The sequence below is a fragment of the Cellulomonas sp. SLBN-39 genome (assembly GCF_006715865.1).
Lineage (GTDB): Bacteria > Actinomycetota > Actinomycetes > Actinomycetales > Cellulomonadaceae > Cellulomonas.
In genome coordinates this window covers 100,032-117,102 of the sequence record NZ_VFOA01000001.1, presented here as the reverse complement: position 1 = coordinate 117,102, position 17,071 = coordinate 100,032, and the positions used below count along the sequence as shown (strand labels likewise).

General features: G+C 77.2%; 17 protein-coding genes. 10 read left to right on the top strand and 7 right to left on the bottom strand.

The genetic code is table 11. The features are described 5' to 3' along the window. Positions 1 to 37: 37 nt before the first annotated feature. The gene (locus FBY24_RS00565) at positions 38 to 400 is read right to left on the bottom strand and encodes a hypothetical protein (RefSeq protein ID WP_142157164.1); all 363 of its coding nucleotides are present in this window, start codon (positions 398 to 400) and stop codon (positions 38 to 40) included. A gap of 166 nt (positions 401 to 566) precedes the next feature. Between FBY24_RS00565 and FBY24_RS00560 the strand changes: the two genes are divergently transcribed. The 7 genes from FBY24_RS00560 to FBY24_RS00525 all read left to right on the top strand — a co-directional run bounded on the left by FBY24_RS00560 (position 567) and on the right by FBY24_RS00525 (position 9,622). Further along, positions 567 to 1,886: an SWIM zinc finger family protein gene (locus FBY24_RS00560; protein ID WP_255432134.1), complete on the top strand. Its 1,320-nt coding sequence runs from the start codon at positions 567 to 569 to the stop codon at positions 1,884 to 1,886. Next, complete coding sequence (locus tag FBY24_RS00550; protein ID WP_160158395.1) at positions 1,883 to 3,331, top strand: DUF5691 domain-containing protein; 1,449 nt, start codon at positions 1,883 to 1,885, stop codon at positions 3,329 to 3,331. Before FBY24_RS00560 ends, FBY24_RS00550 begins: the two co-directional genes overlap by 4 nt. Further along, positions 3,328 to 4,419 (top strand): AAA family ATPase, encoded by a 1,092-nt coding sequence (locus FBY24_RS00545; RefSeq protein WP_142157156.1) that lies wholly within the window; start codon positions 3,328 to 3,330, stop codon positions 4,417 to 4,419. Before FBY24_RS00550 ends, FBY24_RS00545 begins: the two co-directional genes overlap by 4 nt. Continuing rightward, positions 4,416 to 6,848: a DUF5682 family protein gene (locus FBY24_RS00540; protein WP_142157154.1), complete on the top strand. Its 2,433-nt coding sequence runs from the start codon at positions 4,416 to 4,418 to the stop codon at positions 6,846 to 6,848. Before FBY24_RS00545 ends, FBY24_RS00540 begins: the two co-directional genes overlap by 4 nt. Before the next feature lie 26 nt (positions 6,849 to 6,874). After that, positions 6,875 to 8,158: a VWA domain-containing protein gene (locus FBY24_RS00535; RefSeq protein ID WP_255432133.1), complete on the top strand. Its 1,284-nt coding sequence runs from the start codon at positions 6,875 to 6,877 to the stop codon at positions 8,156 to 8,158. 21 nt (positions 8,159 to 8,179) lie between these two features. Further along, the gene (locus FBY24_RS00530; protein ID WP_142157149.1) at positions 8,180 to 8,929 is read left to right on the top strand and encodes a VOC family protein; all 750 of its coding nucleotides are present in this window, start codon (positions 8,180 to 8,182) and stop codon (positions 8,927 to 8,929) included. A 126-nt stretch (positions 8,930 to 9,055) separates the two neighbouring features. Beyond that, on the top strand, positions 9,056 to 9,622 hold the full coding sequence (locus tag FBY24_RS00525; protein WP_142157147.1) for a GNAT family N-acetyltransferase: 567 nt from the start codon (positions 9,056 to 9,058) through the stop codon (positions 9,620 to 9,622). 38 nt (positions 9,623 to 9,660) lie between these two features. Here FBY24_RS00525 and dinB read toward each other — a convergent pair whose 3' ends face one another. Further along, positions 9,661 to 10,872: a DNA polymerase IV gene (dinB, locus tag FBY24_RS00520; RefSeq protein WP_142157145.1), complete on the bottom strand. Its 1,212-nt coding sequence runs from the start codon at positions 10,870 to 10,872 to the stop codon at positions 9,661 to 9,663. Positions 10,873 to 10,952: 80 nt separating this feature from the next. Then, entirely contained in the window at positions 10,953 to 11,930 is a 978-nt protein-coding gene (locus tag FBY24_RS00515) for a DUF2891 family protein (protein ID WP_160158394.1), read from the bottom strand. Positions 11,931 to 11,988: 58 nt separating this feature from the next. Between FBY24_RS00515 and FBY24_RS00510 the strand changes: the two genes are divergently transcribed. Together FBY24_RS00510 and FBY24_RS00505 are read left to right on the top strand one after the other, a co-directional pair. Then, on the top strand, positions 11,989 to 12,357 hold the full coding sequence (locus FBY24_RS00510) for a metalloregulator ArsR/SmtB family transcription factor (RefSeq protein ID WP_142157141.1): 369 nt from the start codon (positions 11,989 to 11,991) through the stop codon (positions 12,355 to 12,357). Further along, positions 12,354 to 12,842 (top strand): SRPBCC domain-containing protein, encoded by a 489-nt coding sequence (locus FBY24_RS00505; protein WP_142157139.1) that lies wholly within the window; start codon positions 12,354 to 12,356, stop codon positions 12,840 to 12,842. The genes FBY24_RS00510 and FBY24_RS00505 overlap by 4 nt, the downstream gene beginning before the upstream one ends. 22 nt (positions 12,843 to 12,864) lie before the next feature. On the opposite strand, the gene FBY24_RS00500 is transcribed toward FBY24_RS00505, so the two are convergent. The 4 genes from FBY24_RS00500 to FBY24_RS00485 all read right to left on the bottom strand — a co-directional run bounded on the left by FBY24_RS00500 (position 12,865) and on the right by FBY24_RS00485 (position 15,318). Beyond that, a complete protein-coding gene (locus FBY24_RS00500) occupies positions 12,865 to 13,488 on the bottom strand; it encodes a TetR/AcrR family transcriptional regulator (RefSeq protein WP_142157137.1) in 624 nt (207 codons plus the stop codon). Continuing rightward, complete coding sequence (locus FBY24_RS00495; protein WP_142157135.1) at positions 13,485 to 13,955, bottom strand: hypothetical protein; 471 nt, start codon at positions 13,953 to 13,955, stop codon at positions 13,485 to 13,487. Before FBY24_RS00495 ends, FBY24_RS00500 begins: the two co-directional genes overlap by 4 nt. Then, entirely contained in the window at positions 13,952 to 14,389 is a 438-nt protein-coding gene (locus tag FBY24_RS00490; protein WP_142157133.1) for an organic hydroperoxide resistance protein, read from the bottom strand. The genes FBY24_RS00495 and FBY24_RS00490 overlap by 4 nt, the downstream gene beginning before the upstream one ends. A 104-nt stretch (positions 14,390 to 14,493) precedes the next feature. Continuing rightward, positions 14,494 to 15,318 carry an MBL fold metallo-hydrolase gene (locus FBY24_RS00485; RefSeq protein ID WP_255432131.1) on the bottom strand — a complete coding sequence of 275 codons (825 nt, stop codon included), beginning with the start codon at positions 15,316 to 15,318 and terminating at the stop codon, positions 14,494 to 14,496. Between the two features lie 105 nt (positions 15,319 to 15,423). Between FBY24_RS00485 and FBY24_RS00480 the strand changes: the two genes are divergently transcribed. Continuing rightward, entirely contained in the window at positions 15,424 to 17,049 is a 1,626-nt protein-coding gene (locus FBY24_RS00480) for a methyl-accepting chemotaxis protein (protein WP_142157129.1), read from the top strand. The last annotated feature ends 22 nt before the right edge of the window (positions 17,050 to 17,071 follow it).

Below are 17,071 nucleotides of genomic sequence, written 5' to 3'. Positions count from 1 at the left end.
CCCCGCCGCCGGGGCCGCGGCCGCGCGTGGCGACCGGTCAGGCGACGAGGACGAGGACGGCGTCCACCGGCACGGGGACGCGCGTGCGCGCCGCGTACGCCGCCGCGGCGGGCGCACGCCGGGGGTCGGCGGCGGACAGCACCGCACCTGTGGCGGCGACGTTCGTGCTGCCCCGTCGGGCCGTCACCGGGTGCGGCGTGCGGAAGGCGCGCCACCACTGCTTGCGGTCGGCGTCGCCGACCAGCACGACCAGGCCGCCGTCGTGCGCGACGGCCTGCACGGGCAGGCGGACGACCCGCCCGCTGACCGGCCCGACGTACGTGAGCTCGTGCACCCCGGGCAGCAGCACGTGCAGAGGTCCCCGGACGAGTGCCCGCACCACCGCGTCGACCCGGCCCATGCCACCACCTCACGTCGGACGCGCCCGACGGCGCCGCGACGACCACCCTGGCCGTCGCGGCGCGGGACGGCCAGGGACGCTGGTCCCGGCACGTGCGGGTGAACCTGTCGGACCAGCACGCGGACGGGGTGCCGGGTGTCGGTGGCGGACGCTACCGTCCCGGCTCGTGGATCAGAGGTGGTCGGCCGAGCAGGTCGTCGCGCTCGCCCCCGACGCGTCGTCGGCGAAGGCGGGGCACAAGCTGGCGAGCCCCGGGCCGTGGTCGAGCACCGGGGCGAGCACCCGCCCGGCCGCGCTGTGGGGTCTGTGCCAGGGCTCGGGCAAGACGCCCTACGCGACGGTCGTCGACCTCGCCGCCCCCGCGTACAAGTGCTCGTGCCCGAGCCGGAAGTTCCCGTGCAAGCACGCCCTCGGGCTGCTGCTGCTCTGGTCGGCCGGCCACGTGCCCGACGTCGCCGAGCCCGCCGAGCACGCCGCCGCCTGGCTCGCGGCACGTGCCGACCGGGCGGACCGGGCCACGGCCGCCCCGGCCCAGTCCCCGTCGGACCCCCAGGCCGCCGCCCGGCGGGCCGCCGCGCGCGCCCGTCGTGTCGGCGAGGGCGTCGCGGACCTCGAGCGGTGGCTGCACGACCAGGTCGAGCACGGCGTCGCCGGGGCCGACCGCGGGGGCTACGGGCCGTACGAGCAGGTTGCCGCGCGCCTCGTCGATGCGCAGGCACCCGGCCTGGCCGAGGCCGTGCGCCGCCTGCCCGCCGTCGCGGCGAGCGGCGAGGGCTGGCCCGCCCGCCTGCTCGACGAGCTCGCGATGCTGCACCTGCTCGTCCGTGCCCACGGACGGCTCGACGCGCTCGACCCCGGGCTCGCGGCGGTCGTGCGCCGCCGCGTCGGCGAGGCGACCCGCACCCAGGACGTGCTCGCGGCACCGCCCGCGCGGGACCGCTGGCAGGTGCTCGCGACCCGCGACGGTGCGGACGGGAGGGTGCGGTTCCGCCGCGTCCACGTGCGCGGCGAGCGCACCGGCCGCGACCTCACCGTCGTCGCCTTCGCCGCGTCCGGCCAGCCGCTGGAGGTCCCGCTGCTCGTCGGCACGACCGTCGACGCCGACCTGCACGTCCACCCCGGCGACCCGACCCGTGCGGTCGTCGGCGCGCGGCACGGTGAGCCCGAGACGCTCGGCCCCGTGACGGGCGTGCCGCTGGACACGGCGGAACGCGCCTGGTCGCAGGCGCTGACGGCCGACCCGTGGTGCACCGCGGCGCCGGTGGTCGTCGACGGCCTCGTCCCGGTGCCCGGACCCGGCGGCGGCGAGGACGGCTGGTCCGTCGTGGGCGTGGACGCCGGCAGCCTCCCGCTCGTGCCGTCACCCCGGCTGTGGCGCCTGCTCGCCGTCAGCGGGGGCCGGCCGGTCACGGTGGTCGGCGACCGGGGCCCGGCGGGCCTCGACGCCCTCGCCGCCTGGGACGGCACCGGGCTGGTGGCCCTGTGAGCGCCCGCGACGACCTCGTCACCGCCGGGCTGCTCGGGCTGCGCCGGCACCCCGTCAGCACGGACGGGATGCCCGGCGTCGTCGGTGACGTGGTCCGCTCCCTGCCCGCGGCCGACCCCGCCGCGGCGCTGCTCGACGCGCTCGCGGTCGGCGTCGTCGCGCGCCGGGCCGCGTCCGTGCCGCCCCGGCCCGCAGCCTTCGCCGCCGCGGCTCCGCCCGAGGACGGCCGCGTGGCCGGCCCGGCCGCCACGGCACGCCTCACCGCGCTGCTCGCCCGGACCGACACCCGCGGCCGCGCCCTGCTGACCGCGTGGCTCGCCGCCGCGGCGGAGCGGGGTGTCGTCGCGCCCGCGGTGGTCCTGCCCGGGCTGCTCGACCTCGTCGCGGCCGCGAAGGGTACGGTCGCGGACGTCGTGCCTGTGCTCGGTGCACGCGGGCGCTGGCTCGCGGCGGCGCACCCCGGGTGGTCGGACGCGCTCGCCCGGCGCACCGCCCGGCAGGCCGCCGCGGAGCCGGGGCCGGACGAGGCCCGCGGGGCGATCATCGACCCCGCGTTCGCCCGGCGCCCCGCCCCCGAGCGTGCCGCGCAGGTCGCCGCCCTGCATGCCGCGCTCGTGCAGGGCGGCGCCGGCCCCGACGACGAGGAGCTGCTCGTGCGGGCGCTGACGGACCGCGCCGCGAGCGTGCGGCACGCCGCGGCACGCGCGCTGGTCGACCTTCCGGGGTCGGCGTTCGCCCGGCAGTGCGAGGACCGTGCGCTGGCCCTGGTGCGCAGCGAACGCCGCGCCCTGCGCCAGGTGCTCGTCGTCGACCTGCCCGAGCCCGACGACGCCTCGCCGCTCCTCGGACCCGGCACCACGGGCGGGCGGCGTGCCGCCCTGCTGGAGGCGCTCGTCGCCGCGACCCCGCCGCACCGGTGGGAGGAGCACCTCGGTGCCGCACCGGCCCAGCTGGTCGGCCGGACGGTCGACGGCGACCGGGACCGCGAGCTGCACGCCGGCTGGCGCGCCGCGGCCGTGCGCACCGGCGACGCCCGGTGGGCCGCCGCGCTCGTGGCCCGGCACGGCGCCGACCCCGCGCTGCTGCGGGTGCTGCCCCTCGCCGGGCAGGTCGAGGCGGTCGTCGCCCGGCTGCACGTGCGGCGTTCGGCCCGGGCCATGTCCAGCACGGACGTCGAGGAGCTGTGGGACGTGCTGCCCACGCCCTGGCCCGACGCCGTGGTGGACGCCGCGCTGCACTGGTTGCTCACCGGGCCGCCGCTGCCGTCGTTCTGGCACACCGGCGTCGGTGACCGGCTCGCGGTCGCCCTGAGCCCCGACCCGACCACCGAGGCACGCGTGCGAGCCGCCGCGGTGCGCACCACCGACCGCACCACGACCGCCACCCTGCAGGACGTCGCCGACGCCCTGCTCGTCCGCCGACAGATGCTCGAGGAGCTGGCATGACCGACGTCGAGACCCTGCTGCGACCCCACGCCGAGCAGGCGTTCGCGCACGAGCTGGCCGCGCTCGACGCCGCCGACGACCGGCCCCGCCCGCCCGCGTGGCGGCTGTCGCCCTGGGCGGTCGTCACCTACCTGCTCGGCGGCACGCTGCCCGACGGCACGGTCGTCACCCCCAAGTACGTCGGGCCGCGCCGCGTCGTCGAGGTCGCCGTCGCGACCCTCGCCACGGACCGCGCGCTGCTGCTGCTGGGCGTGCCCGGCACGGCCAAGACGTGGGTCAGCGAGCACCTGGCGGCGGCGGTCTCGGGCAGCTCGACCCTCGTCGTGCAGGGCACGTCGGGCACCTCGGAGGATGCGATCCGCTACGGCTGGAACTACGCGCGGCTGCTCGCCGAGGGGCCGAGCGAGCGCGCGCTCGTGCCGTCACCGGTGATGACTGCGATGCGGACCGCGTCGATCGCGCGGATCGAGGAGCTCACGCGCATCCCCTCGGACGTGCAGGACGCGCTCATCACGGTGCTGTCGGAGAAGTCCCTGCCGGTGCCCGAGCTGGGCACCGAGGTGCAGGCCGCCAAGGGCTTCAACGTCATCGCGACCGCCAACGACCGCGACCGCGGCGTCAACGAGCTGTCGTCCGCGCTGCGACGCCGGTTCAACACGGTCGTGCTGCCGCTGCCCGCGACGCACGAGGAGGAGGTCGCGATCGTGACCCGCCGCGTCGAGCAGCTCGGGGTGGCGCTGGAGCTGCCGCCCGTGCCGGCCGCCGCCGACGAGATCCGCCGCGTGGTCACGGTGTTCCGCGAGCTGCGCTCCGGGCGCACGGTCGACGGCCGGCAGGCGCTGAAGACCCCGTCGGGGACGCTGTCGACCGCCGAGGCGATCTCCGTCGTCGCGCACGGCATCGCCCTGGCCGCGCACTTCGGCGACGGCGTCCTGCGCCCTTCGGACGTCGCCGCCGGGATCCTCGGCTCGGTCGTCAAGGACCCCGTCGCCGACACCGCGGTGTGGGTGGAGTACCTCGAGTCCGTGGTGCGCGAGCGCGACGGGTGGCTGGACTTCTACGGCGCGTGCCGCGAGGTCACCGGATGACGACCGTCCCGGCCCGCCGCGCCCCGGCGGACGAGCCGCGCGTGCGGGTGCTCGGGGTGCGGCACCACGGGCCCGGCTCCGCGCGTGCCGTCGCAGCCGAGCTCGACGCGTGGGCGCCGACCGTCGTGCTCGTCGAGGGCCCGGCCGACGCGGACCCGCTGCTGACCTTCGTGGGGCACGAGGCCATGCAGCCGCCCGTGGCCCTCCTCGCGACGACCGCCGACGAGCCCCGGCGCGCCGCGTGGTGGCCGTTCGCCGTGTTCTCGCCCGAGTGGCAGGCGCTGCGGTGGGCCGCCGAGCACGACGTGCCCGCACGGTTCGTCGACCTGCCCGCCGCCGTCTCGCTGGCCGTGGCGCATGCTGCACCGACGGAGGACCGTGCACCGACGGAGGATCTCCCGCCGGCGGAGGACGTCGCGCCGGCGGAGGACCCCGCGCCGACGGGAGACCCCGCGTCCGACGAGGCCCCTGCGCCGGCCTGGGCCGAGCTCGACGCGGTGCGCACCGATCCCGTCGCGACGCTCGCGCGCGTCGCCGGGTACGACGACCCGGAGCGGTGGTGGGAGGACGTCGTCGAGCACCGGCCCGACGGCGCCACACCGTTCGACGTCCTGACCGAGGCGATGCAGGCGCTGCGCGAGGCCGCCGACGACGCGGCGGCGCACGGCCCGCTCACGGGTGCGGCGGAGCACGCCGCGCTGCACGAGGCCCGCCGCGAGGCGCACATGCGCCAGCAGGTGCGGGCCGCGCTGCGCGAGGGGCACGAGCGGGTCGCCGTGGTCTGCGGCGCGTGGCACGCGCCCGCGCTCACCGGCCGGCTCGGTCCGGCCGCGCCCGACGCCCGCCTCCTGACGGGCCTGCCGCGCCGCAAGGTCACGCTGACCTGGACCCCGTGGACGGCGTCGCGGCTCGCGTCCGCGTCCGGCTACGGCGCTGGCGTCGACTCCCCGGGCTGGTACCACCACCTGTTCACCACCCCGGACGACGTCGTGGCCCGTTGGCTCGTGCAGGTCGCGGCCGTGCTGCGCGCCCGCGACCTGCCCGTGTCGTCGGCGCACGTCATCGAGGCGACCCGGCTGGCCCAGATGCTCGCGGTGGTGCGCGGCCGGCCCGCGGCCGGGCTCGCCGAGGTCACCGAGGCCACCCGCGCCGTGCTCTGCGAGGGCGACGACGCGCTGGTCGCGCACGTGACCGCCGAGCTCGTCGTCGGCGAGCGCATGGGCACCGTGCCGGACGACGTGCCGACCGTGCCGCTCGAGGCCGACCTGCGCGCGAGCGCGCGGCGGCTGCGGCTCGCGTTCGACGCGGCGCCGCGCACCCTGGACCTCGACCTGCGCAAGGACACCGACCTCGCACGCTCGCGCCTGCTGCACCGGCTGGCGCTGCTGCAGGTGCCGTGGGCGGTGCGGGAGCGGTCGGCGGCCCGGAGCACGGGCACGTTCCGGGAAACGTGGGTGCTGCGCTGGACCCCCGAGCTGGTGGTCGCGCTCGTCGAGGCGTCCACGTGGGGCACGGGAGTGGCCGAGGCCGCCGGCGCCCGGGTCGTCGCCGACGCCCAGGTCGCAGGTCTGCCGACGGTCACCGCGCTCGTCGAGGCGACGCTCGTCGCGGACCTGCCCGACGCCCTCGACCGCCTGCTGCCCGTGCTCGACGAGCGGGCCGCGCGGGACGGCGACGTCGCGCACCTGCTGCGCGCGCTGCCCCCGCTGGTGCGCGCGCACCGGTACTCCGACGTGCGCGGCACGCGCGTCGACGCGCTCGCGCAGGTCGCGGACGCGCTCGTGGTGCGCGCCTGCGCCGCGCTGCCCGGTGCCGTGACGGGCCTGGACGACGACGCCGCGCGGGCCCTGCGAGAGGACCTCGACGCGGCGCACGACGCCGTGCGGCTGCGCGACCACACCGACGGCACGACCCTGTGGCAGGCCACGCTCGAGCGGCTCTCGGGGCGCACCGACGTCTCCGGGGTGCTCGCCGGCCGGGCGACCCGGCTGCTGCTCGACGCGCGGGCGCTGGACGCCGAGGACGCCGCGGCACGGTTCGGGCGGGCCCTCTCGCGCGGGACGCCGGCGCGCACGACGGCGGCCTGGGCGGAGGGCTTCCTCGACGGCGGAGGTCTGCTCCTGGCGGGGGACCGGACGCTGCTGGGCATGCTCGACGCGTGGGTGGCGCACCTGCGCGAGGAGGACTTCACCGACGTGCTGCCGCTGCTGCGCCGCACCTTCGGGGCCATGCCGGTGGGGGAGCGGCGGGCCGTGGGCGACGCGGTGCGCCGTCCGGCGGCGGGGGGTGCGGCGGCCGTCGCGGACGACGTCGTCATCGACGCGACGCTCGCCGCGGGGCCGCTCGCGACGGTCGCGCGGCTGCTCGGCGGGACGGTCCCGGACGCGGCGGCGGCCCCGGCGGCAGCGAGGGCGGGGGCGGCGTCATGACGGTCGGCGACGGAGGCGGGACGCACGTGCAGGCGACGCAGGACCAGACGGACGGCCTGGAGCCGGGCACGGGGAGGGGAACGGGCACGGGGAGGGGAACGGGCTCGGACGGGGGCACGGGCCCGGGGCCGGTCGACGAGGACACCCGGCGGCGGCGCTGGCGGCTGCTGCTCGGCGAGGCCGGCACCCCCGACGCGGCCGGTGTGCCGCTGAGCGACGCCCAGCGGGCCATGGACGAGGCGCTCGCCGCGCTCTACGACGACGGCGGGCGGGGTGCGGGTGCGGGCGGCGGCGAGCGCAGCGCGGGGCTGGGCGGCTCGGCGCCGCGGGTCGCGCGGTGGCTGGGCGACATCCGCACGTACTTCCCGTCGACGGTGGTCGAGGTGATGCAGCGTGACGCCGTCGACCGGCTGGGGCTGCGGCGCCTGCTCCTCGAGCCCGAGCTGCTGGCCGCCGTGCAGCCCGACGTCGGGCTGGTGTCCACGCTCCTGCAGCTGCACCGCACGATGCCGGAGACGACGCGAAGCACCGCGCGGCACGTGGTCGCGCAGGTCGTCGCGGAGATCGAGCGGCGCATCGCGACCTCGACCCGGTCGGCCGTCACGGGCGCGTTGCGCGGGGACCGCACGCACCGCCCGCGTCCGCGCGACATCGACTGGGACGCCACGATCCGCGCCAACCTGGCGCACTGGCTGCCCGAGCACCGCACGGTCGTCCCGCACCGGCTCGTGGGGCGCTCGCGGGCGCAGAGCATGGTCGCCCGGGACGTGGTGCTCGCCGTCGACCAGTCCGGGTCGATGGGCGAGTCGGTCGTGTACTCGGCGGTGTTCGGCGCGGTCCTGGCGTCGATGCGGTCGTTGCGCACGTCGCTGGTGGTGTTCGACACGAGCGTCGTCGACCTCACCGACCAGCTCACCGATCCCGTCGACGTGCTGTTCTCCACGCAGCTGGGCGGCGGGACGGACATCAACCGCGCGGTCGCGTACTGCCAGTCGTTGGTCGCCCGCCCGGCGGACACGATGTTCGTGCTGGTCAGCGATCTGTACGAGGGCGGGGTCCGTGACGAGCTGCTGCGCCGGGTCGCGCAGATGGTGGCCTCGGGCGTGCAGGTGCTGGTGCTGCTGGCGCTGAGCGACTCGGGGGCGCCGGCCTACGACCGCGAGAACGCGGCCGCGCTCGCGGCGCTCGGGGTGCCGGCGTTCGCGTGCACGCCCGACGTGTTCCCCGACCTGCTCGCCGTCGCCCTGGCCCGCGGCGACGTCGCGGGATGGGTCGAGCGGTACGAGGAGGGGCGCGCGCTGACCAGGTGAGACGCGCGGTACGGTCCGCGCATGGCTGTGGTGTGGACGACCGCGTTCCTCGACCTGCCCGCACCGGTGCACGCGGCGGCGACCGAGTTCTGGCGGACCGTCACCGGCGGCACCGTGTCGCCGTCGCGCGGCGAGGACGAGCAGTTCGCGACGCTGCTGCCGCCCGACGGCGACGCCTACCTGGCGGTGCAGCGGCTGGGGGACGCGCCGCGCGTGCACCTCGACCTGCACGTCGACGACGTCGCGCACGAGGCGGACCGGGCCGTGGCCCTCGGCGCGGACGTCGTGCTGCGCGCCGACCACGTGGTGCTGCGCTCCCCGGGCGGGTTCGTCCTCTGCCTCGTCCCGGACCGCGGGGAGCGCACCCGTCCGGCGCCGGTGCCTGTCGGGCACGGTGCGGTGCTGGTCGACCAGGTGAGCCTCGACGTCCCGGCGGGCGGACGTGCGGGCGAGCTGGACTTCTGGTCGGCGTTCACGCGCTGGCCGGCGCGCACGGGCTCGCGGCCGGAGATGACGGTCCTCGAGCGACCGGCGGGGATGCCGCTGCGGCTGATGCTGCACGAGCTCGGGGAGGACGACCCGCGGGAGGTCGTCACCGCGCACCTGGACCTCGCGTGCGGCCCGGCGGTGGAGCAGGTCGCGGCGCACCACGTCGCGCTCGGGGCCTCGCGGGTCGCCCCCGGGCACGGGTGGACGGTCCTGCGCGACCCCGCCGGGGCCGCGTACTGCCTGACGGGGCGCGACCCGGTCACCGGTCTCGTCCGCCCCTGAACCGTCCGCCCCTGAACCGTCCGCGCCCGAACCGTCCGCGCCCGAACCGTCCGTCCCTGACCCCTCCGGCGCCGTCCTGCGGAGCGGGGCGCGCGCGTGTCGGGGCCCGTGCGTACGGTGCAGGGCATGGTGACCGACGTGCGGCCCGCGACGGGGCGGTTCGAGGACTTCGCGACCGTGGTGGGCACGCAGCGCCCGGACGCGGGCGGCTGCTGGTGCACGGCGTACCGGAACTCGTCGGTGCCGAACGCCGAGCGTCCGGCGTACATGCGGGAGCAGTGCGCGAGCGACCCGGGGCCCGGCGTCCTGGTGTACGTCGACGACGAGCCCGCCGGCTGGTGCTCGGTCGCGCCGCGCAGCACGTACCGGCGGCTCATGCGGTCACGGACGATCCCGTTCGTCGACGAGCGGGACGCGTGGTCCGTGGTGTGCTTCGTCGTCCGGCCGGCGTTCCGGCGCCGCGGGCTCATGCACGTGCTGCTCGCCGGGGCCGTCGAGCACGCCGCCGCGCACGGTGCGCCGGCCGTCGAGGGGTACCCGGTCGAGGCCGGGGGCACGAGGGTGGACACGATCTCCGGCTACGTGGGGACGGTCGAGCTGTTCGAGGCGGCGGGCTTCGTCCGGGCGTCGCCGACGCGGGCGCACAGCGGGCACCGCGAGCGCTGGCTGATGCGCCTCGACCTGGGCACCTGAGCCCGTTCGCCCCCGGGCTCGGCGGTCGGTCGGGGTCGTCAGCCGGGTGCTTCGGGGGCGGCGAAGCCCTCGCCGACGCGCAGCAGGCTCGCGCGCGTGAGCGTGCCGCTGCCGAACCGGGCGGCGACCGCGTCGACGGCGCCGTCGAGCCCGTCGCGGTCGGGACCGGTCAGCGCGAGGGTGGGCTGCACGGCGGCGTCGGACCCGAGCTGCGTGACGGACACGCCCACGAGGGTGAGGCCGCGCTCGGCGACCAGGGGGGCGGCGTCGGCGAGCAGCCGCAGCGCGACGGCGCCGAGGTCGGCCCCGGAGGCGGTGGCGTGCGGCAGGGAGTGCGAGCGGGTGGCGCGCGTGTAGTCGGCGAACCGCAGCCGCAGCACGACGGTGCGGGCGGTGCGGTGCCCGGCGCGCAGCCGCCGGCAGACACGGTCGACGAGCCCTTGCAGCGCGGCGCGCACGTCGTCGGGGGTGTGCGGGCCGGGGCCGAGGGCGCGCTGGGCGCCGACGGACGTGCGCGTACGGTCGGTGACGACGCGCTCGGGGGTGCGGCCGTGGACGACGGCGTGCAGGTGCCGGCCCGCGGCGGGCCCGAGGACGCCGACGAGCACGTGCTCGGGCAGTGCGGCGACGTCGCCGGCGGTGGTCAGCCCGTAGGAGCGCAGGCGTGCGGCGGTGACGTCGCCGACGCCCCAGAGCATCTCGACGGGCAGCGGGTGCAGGAAGGCGTCCTCGCCGTCCGGCGGCACGTGCAGCAGGCCGTCGGGCTTGGCGACACGGCTGGCGACCTTGGCGAGGAAGGGGGTGCGGGCGACGCCGACGGTGATGGGCAGGCCGACCTCGTCGGCGACCCGGGCGCGCAGGCGCGCGGCCAGCTCGACGGGCGGGGCGTCGATGCGGTGCAGGCCGCGCACGTCGAGGAACGCCTCGTCGATGGAGACGCCCTGGACCTGCGGGGTGAGGTCGCGGAAGATCGCGAAGACGGCGCGGCTGGCCTCGACGTACGCGTCGAACCGCGGGGGCACGACGACGAGGTCGGGGCACAGCCGCCGGGCCTGGCGGCCGCCCATGGCGGTGCGGACGCCGCGCCGCTTGGCCTCGTACGAGCACGCGAGGACGACGCCGCCGCCGACGGCGACGGGTCGGCCGCGCAGCCGGGGGTCGTCGCGCTGCTCGACGGCCGCATAGAAGGCGTCGAGGTCGGCGTGCAGCACGGCGGACCGTCCGGTCGGATCGAACACGTGTTCGATCATCGCGTGCCGGTGCGGCGGGCGCCAGGTCTCGTCCGGGTGACGTCCTCGTGACGTCCGGGCGGGGTGCGGGACCGGGTGGCTCAGCGGCTGGTCTGGGCGTCCCAGGCGAACGACGCGAGCCAGTGCGTGGCCACGAAGTCGGGCCGGTCGAGGGCGGGCAGGCCGTGCGCGAGGAGGGCGTCGGCGGCCTCGGCGAGGGCCGGGCGGTCCAGGGCGCGGGCGAGGCGGTGCAGCGCGCCCGCGCGGGAGAGGTTGAGCCCGTCGAGGTGCACGGCGTGCCCGTCGGTGGGGTCGACGACGCTCGCCGGGGTGGTGAGGGTGAGCGGGTCGGGCAGGAAGGCGTCGAACCAGGCAGGCAGCTCGTCGGCGGGCAGCGTGCGGGCCATGAGGTCGGCCTCGCACAGCCCGGGGGAGAGGAAGTCGTGGCCGCTGGTCTCCCACCGTGTCGCCCAGGCGGTGTCGTCGACGAAGAGCCGCCGGGCCTGCGTGCGCAGCGCGGCCGCGTGCGCGTCGGCGCCGAGGTCGTCGGCGGCGGTGACGAGCAGCGCGAGCCCGAACGCCGTCGAGGCGTGCGTGCCGTGCCGCACGGGCATCCCGGCGCGGGTGACCCACGGGGCGGCGAGGTCGAGCACGGTGGCGGCCAGCGGGGCGGTGGCGTCTGCCCAGCGGGCGGCGTCGGGGTCGCCCGCGTCGGCGGCGGTGCGGCAGGCGGCGGCGAGCCGGGCCGCCCAGGCCCAGCCGTAGGGCCGCTCGAACGCGGGGTGTGCGCGCAGGTACGCCACCTCGCCGGCGATCGCGTCAGGGGTGAGGGTCCGGTCGAGCAGGGCGCGCAGGGCGTCGTCCTGGTGCCCGGAGGCGAGGACCTCGACGCCGAGCCAGTGCATGTGCACGCACGAGTGCCAGTCGAACGACGTGTGGAACGCGGGGTAGAGCTCGGCGGGCGTGCGCACGTCCTCGGGCCCGTCGGCGAGGTGCACCAGGTGGTAGGGCCAGCGGGTCGTGAGGTTGGTGCGGACGATCTCCGCGCAGGTCGCGGCGCTGACGCTCGGTGCACTCACGCCTTCCAGCCTCGCACGGGGTTGTCGGAGGCGGGGTGCCGGCGTAACGTACAACCACATGGTTGTAGATCAGGTGCGGAGCAGCGACGACGTCGACCGGCTCTTCCACGCGCTCGCCGACGCCACGCGCCGCGACATCGTGCGGCGCGTGCTCCAGCAGGAGGCGTCCGTCTCGTCCCTGGCGCGGCGCTACGCCATGAGCTTCGCGGCGGTCCAGAAGCACGTGGCCGTCCTGGAGCGGGCGCACCTCGTCGTCAAGCAGCGGCGGGGGCGCGAGCAGGTCGTCCACGGGGACGTCGACGCCCTGCGCACCGCGACCCGGCTGCTGTCCGAGCTCGAGGAGCTCTGGCGCGGCCGCGTCGACCGCATGGAGGCCGTCCTGGCCGATCTCGACGACCCGCACCCACCCACCGGAGGAGCAGCATGAGCGTCGTCAGCACCACCCCCGACCCGCAGGCCCTGACCCTGACCCTCGTCGCCGACCTGGCCGCACCGCCCGCGCGGGCGTGGGCGCTGTGGGCCGACGCCCGCCGCCTCGAGCGGTGGTGGGGCCCGCCGACGTGGCCCGCCACGTTCGACACCCACGACCTGCGCGCCGGCGGGACGGCGAAGTACCACATGACCGGCCCGGAGGGGGAGGTCGCGCGCGGCCACTGGCGCTTCGTGGCCGTCGACGAGCCCCGGGCGATCGAGATCGACGACGCCTTCGCCGGCGACGACGGCGAGCCCGACGCGGCGATGCCCGTGACCCGCATGGCCGTCCTCCTCGAGGCCGGCGGCTCGGGCACGACCATGACGATCACGTCACGCTTCGCCAGCGCCGAGCAGATGGAGCAGGTCGTCGCCATGGGCATGGCCGAGGGGATGGCCGAGGCGGTCGGCCAGATCGACGCGCTGCTCGCCGCAGCCTGAGCCGCGGGCGGGCCTGCGGGGATCAGCCGCGTGCCCCCCGCACGAGCGCCTCACCGGCGGTGCGCAGCGCACGGCCGACGGTCGCCGGGTCCACGCCGGGCCCGGCGGCCATCGCGCCGTCCCGCAGCATGACCAGCTGGACCGCGACGTCGGCCGCTGCCCGGACGCCGAGCGCGGCGAGCAGATCCGCGGCCGTGGCGCGCAGCCACGCCCGGTGGTCCTCGGCGACGCGGCGGACCGCGTGCTGCGGGTCCGGGTACTCGGCGACGGCGTTGAGGAACGGGCAGCCCCGGAACCCCTCGCCGCACGCCTGCGCGGCCAGGTGCTCCGCGTACGCCTCCAGCACCCGGCCCGGCGCGAGGTGCGCCCGCCAGTCCTCGACCGCCGCCCGCTCGGCCGCGGCCACCGTGCCGAGGTACGCCGCCACGAGGTCGTCCTTGGTCGGGAAGTGCCGGTAGAACGTCGCCTTGGTGACGCCCGCGTCGGCCATCACCGCGTCGGCGCTGACCGCCCGGATCCCCTCGCGGTAGAACCGGGGGCCCGCGGCGGCCAGGATGCGCCGCGCGGTGTCCGACTGCCCGCCGTCCCGCCGCGGCCGGCCCACGACCGGCGCGGCGGGATGGTCGAGCCCGACCGGAGCGGTCATCGCCCGTCCCCGGGGCGGGCGGCGAGCGCGGCCCGGTGCGCGCGGAACGCGCGCCACGCGCCGGTCGACCACAGCGACCACAGCACCAGCACCAGCTGGAACGGCAGGCGGGCCAGACGCTTGGCGTCGGTGTCCAGCCCGAACCCGTCCTTCTGCTCCAGGTACTGGGCGACGTTGCCGGGGAAGATCGCGACGAAGAAGAGCGCCGCCGCCGCGCCGACCCACGGCCGCCACCGGCGCGGCGCGAACGTCAGCGCCAGGCCCAGCGTGATCTCCACGACCCCCGACGCGAGCACGACCAGGTCGTGGTCGAGCGGCACCCACGACGGCACCTGCGCCTGGAACTCCTGCCGCGCGACCGTCAGGTGCGTGGTGCCGGCGAACGCGAGCGTCAGCCCGAGCCACACCCGGCCGACGGTGCGCGCGACCCCGTCGCGCGTGCTCGGGGCCGTGCTCGTCGTGCTCATCCGGCGTCCCCGTCGGTCGTCGTGGTCAGGCGCACCTCGATGTTGCCACGGGTCGCGTTGGAGTAGGGGCACACCTGGTGCGCGAGCTCGACGAGACGCTCGGCCTCGGCCTGGGCCAGCCCGCCGATCTCCACCTCGAGCGCCGCCTCGATCGTGTAGGCGCCGGACTCCAGGGGCAGCAGGCCGATCTGCGCGACGACGGCCGAGTCGCGCAGCGTGACGCGCTCGCGGGCGGCGACGGACTTCAGGGCGGAGTGGAAGCACGACGCCCAGCCGGCGGCGAACAGCTGCTCGGGGTTGGTCCCGCCGCCCGGTCCGCCGATGGCGGCGGGGATGGCGAGGGTGACGTCGAGCAGGCCGTCGTCGGACTGGGCGCGGCCTCCGGCGCGGCCCTCCCCGGTGGCGGTGGCGACGGCGGTGTAGACGGCGGGCATGGGTCCTCCAGAGGTAGACGTACTAGTTCGTCTACCTTACGTCGGCGGGGAGGGCGCGACCAGGCCGCAGGTCCCTGGCCCGCCGGCCCCGAGCGGTCCGACCGTCAGCGCCCGGCCACGATCGCGACCAGGCGGGCGTGGTCGGCCCGCGCCGCCGGGTCGGCCAGTCGCGGGTCGTCCGGGGTGCGTCCGCCGAGCACCGCGTCGAGGTACCGGCGGTCGGCGTCCAGGCGCGCCACGGGGTCGTGCGTCGGTGCACCGTGCCCGGGCACGAGCACGTCGGCGCGCGCGACCCACGGTGCGAGCGCGTCCAGCCCGGCGAGGTACGCCGGGACGTCGTCGGGGTCGAACGGCAGCGGCACCTCGACGTCGCTGAGCATGTCCCCGACCAGCAGCACGCCGCGCGCAGGCGCCCACAGCGCCGCGTGCCCCGGTGCGTGCGCGTCGTGCACCACCGCCAGCAGGTCCTCGTCCGGCCCGTCGGCGCCGAACGGCTCCGGCACCCGCAGCACCGTGCCCGCGTCGCCCGACCCGCCCGCCCCGCCCTGCGGCGACGCGGAGCCGCGCGGCAGCGGCCGCACGTCCCCGAACCGCTCGACGAGGTCGGCGGGCCACGGGCCTTCGGCGGTCAGGTCCGCCAGCAGCGCAGCCCGGTCCCGGGCCGCCACCGCGCACGTGCCGGGCGACGCCCATCGTGGCGCCGCGCCCAACCCGGGGTGCCACAGCAGGTGGTCGTGATGGGCGTGCGTGCTGAACCCCGCGGTCACGCGCACGCCCAGCGCGTCCAGGTCGTCGGCGATCCCGGCCAGCTCGTCGGGCCACCACGCCGGGTCGACGAGGACGCCCCGGTCGCCGCCGACCAGCAGCGTGGACGTGGTCGACATTGTCCTGCTCGTCGCCACGAGCACAGCGTCGGACACCTCGGTCATCCGCACCCCGTCGACGCTACCGGCGCGGTCCGCACCTCACCCGCCGCCGGGACGAACGTCCTCCGGCGCGCGCGACCGGCGCGCCGATCGGTCGGAGAAGTCGCCGTGCCGCCCAGGGGGTCCACCGTGCTCGAGAAGATCAACGTGCTGCGCCATCGCAGCACCCGCGTCCAGGTCCTCGCGGTCGCCACCGTCGCGCTGCTCGTGGCGGTGCTGGTCGGGGTGATCGGGCTGCTCGCCCTCCAGAGCACCGCCCAGGGCACGCGCACGATGTACGACGACGGCGTCCAGTCGCTGCTCGACGCCGCGGTCATGCGCCGGGCGACGACCGAGATGCGGCTCAACGTCGTCAACCAGGCGGCCTCGGACGACGAGGAGGCGTGGGACCGCTACGAGGAGGCGGCGCGGGCGGCGGCCCAGGAGGCCGCGACCGCCGCCGACCGGTACGCCTCCCGGGCCGTGGGAGACCCTGGGCGCACCGCCCTCGTCGAGGACTACCGTGCCCAGCTCGACGCCTACCTCGGCCTGGCGGAGGACACGCTCTTCCCGCTGATCCGCGCGGGCGACGACGCCGGGTGGATCGAGGCGCGCGACCAGGTCGCGGCGCCGACGATCACGGCGATGACCGACACCCTCGTCGCGATGGTCGACGACGCCCAGGCCAGCGCGGCGCAGATCGCGGCCGACGCCGAGCGCGACGTCGCCGCGAACCGGCTCCAGGTGGTCGTGCTGCTCCTCGCCGGTGTCACGCTCGCGAGCGCGGTGGCCCTCGTGGTCTCGGGCTCCATCGTCGGCGGGCTCCGGCACGTCGAGCGCGTGGCCCGTGCCATGGCCGACGGCGACCTGACGCAGTCGTCCTCCCTGACCTCGCGGGACGAGACCGGGAACGTGGGCAGGGCCCTCGACGCGGCCGTCGTGACGCTGCGCGGCGTCTGCGTCGAGATCGACGCCTCCTCCATGGCGCTCGCCGGTGCGGCCGAGCAGCTGGCGACCGTCAGCGCCCAGACCGGTTCGACGGCGGAGGAGACCTCCGTCCAGGCGGCGTCCGTCTCCGCCGCTGCGTCGCAGGTGTCTGCGAACACGCAGGCCGTGGCCGCAGGCGTCGAGGAGATGGGTGCGTCGATCCGCGAGATCTCCTCGAGCGCCGCCGGTGCCGTGCGCGTCGCCGAGGAGGCCGTGCGGGCCACGTCCTCGGCCGGGGAGACGATCGACCGGCTCGGGGTCTCGAGCCAGGAGATCGGCAACGTCGTCAAGCTCATCACGCAGATCGCCGAGCAGACCAACCTGCTGGCCCTGAACGCCACGATCGAGGCCGCCCGGGCGGGCGAGGCCGGCAAGGGGTTCGCGGTCGTGGCCGGCGAGGTCAAGGAGCTCGCCCAGGAGACGGCCAAGGCGACCGGCGAGATCGCCCAGCGCGTCGAGTCGATCCAGGTGGACACCCGGGCCGCCGTGGACGCCATCGGCTCGATCGAGCAGGTCATCGGGTCGATCAGCGACCACCAGTCGACCATCGCCTCGGCCGTCGAGGAGCAGACGGCGACCACGGCCGAGATCAGCCGGTCCGTGACTGAGGCGGCGAGCGGGTCCGGGAACATCGCCGAGAACATCGGGGGCGTGACCATCGCCGCCGAGCTCACCGCGCGTGCCGCGGTCGAGTCCGCCCAGGCCGTCAGCGAGGTGGCGCGCATGTCGGCCGACCTCAAGCAGATGGTCGCGCGCTTCCACGTCTGAGGGGCGCCCGCCCGACGCGGTG